Below are 1,573 nucleotides of genomic sequence, written 5' to 3' on the forward strand. Positions count from 1 at the left end.
CGGTTCTCGACGCAGGTGAGGTTGAGGTCGAACTTGGCGGGTGGCGTCCCGAAGGACTCGGGCTGGGCGGTGAGGCCCGGGAGTTGGAGGGTGCCCTCGTCGTTGTTCTGCAGGACCAGGAGCACCTGGAACAGCGGGTGCCGGCCCAGCGAACGCACCGGGTTCAGCTCCTCCACCAGGCGCTCGAACGGCAGGTCCTGGTGGGTGAACGCCGCCAGGTCGGCGTCCCGGACCCGGTCCAGCAGTTCGCCGAAGGTCGGCTCCGCCGAGACGTCGGTCCGCAGGACCAGGGTGTTCACGAAGAACCCGACCAGGTCGTCCAGGGCCTCGTCCGAACGTCCGGCGACGACCGTGCCAATGGGGATGTCCGTGCCGGCGCCCAGGCGCGACAGCAGAGCCGCCAGAGCCGCGTGCAGGACCATGAACAGCGTCACGCCGTGCCGACGCGCCACCGCGTCCAGTTCGGCGTGCAGGCCGGGGCCGACGTGGAACTCCAGCAGCTCACCCTCGTGCGAGGCGGTGGCCGGTCGGGGCCGATCGAAGGGCAGGGCCACCTCCTGCGGCGAACCCCTCAACGCCTCGGACCAGTACGCGAGTTGCTGGTCCATGGTCGCGCCGAGCTCGTTGTGCTGCCAGAGCGTGTAGTCCGCGTACTGGACGGCCAGCGGCTCCCAGTCCGGGACGAGACCGGCCAGACGGGACCGGTAAGCCGAGGCAATACCCGACCAGAGCGGGCCCGAGGACCACCCGTCACTGGCGATGTGGTGCAGGGTCAGGACGAGGACGGATTCCCCTTCAGTGGCAGTGAACAGCACTACCCGCAAGGGAAGTTCGGTCGAGAGCTTGAAGGTGGTGAAGGCCTCGGCTTCGATCCGCTCGGCCAGCTCGCCGGCCGTGCACGGCTCGACCCTGAAGGGCACCTGGACGTCCTGGGCGGGCAGGACCAGCTGGCGGGGCTGGCCGTCGATCGCGGGGTAGACCGTCCGCAGCGCCTCGTGGCGGCCGACCACGTCACCGATCGCCCCGCGCAGGGCCTCGACGTCCACCGCGCCATGCAGGCGGAACGCGAACGGGCTGTTGTAGGTAGCAGAGGCACCCTCGAGCTGGTCCAGGAACCACAGCCGCTGCTGGGCGAACGACAGCGGCAGCACCTCCGGACGCTCACCCGCCACCAGCGCGGGACGGGCCGGACGGCCCTCCTTCAGCTTCTCCATCACCCCGACGACGGTCGGGTTACGGAAGAGGTCGCGGATGCCCAGCTCAGCGTTGAGGGTCGTGCGGATCCGGCTGATCAGGCGCGTCGCCAGGAGCGAATGGCCGCCCAGAGCGAAGAAGTTGTCGTCGATGCCTACCGACGGAACCCCGAGGACCTCGGCGAAGAACGCGCACAGGATCTCCTCCTGCGCCGTCCTCGGACCACGTTGCCCCTGCACCTCCACAGCCTCGACCGCGCCGGCCCGGGCCCGCTCCGCCCGACTGAGGAAGTACCGCTCCTGCTCAGGCGAGTCGAACACCTCCCAGCCGGACACCGGAACCTCCGGATCCCCGACCGCCACCCCGAGCAAGCGCACCA

1 protein-coding gene is annotated in these 1,573 nt (G+C 69.9%); it reads right to left on the minus strand.

Annotation, left to right across the window (positions count from 1 at the left end; genetic code table 11):
* Positions 1 to 1,529 (minus strand): condensation domain-containing protein (locus ACFRQN_RS40785; protein WP_380745691.1); only part of this gene is annotated, 1,529 nt, incomplete at its 3' end.
* Positions 1,530 to 1,573 lie beyond the last annotated feature (44 nt).

This window comes from Kitasatospora sp. NPDC056800 (genome assembly GCF_042789775.1).
Taxonomy (GTDB): domain Bacteria; phylum Actinomycetota; class Actinomycetes; order Streptomycetales; family Streptomycetaceae; genus Kitasatospora.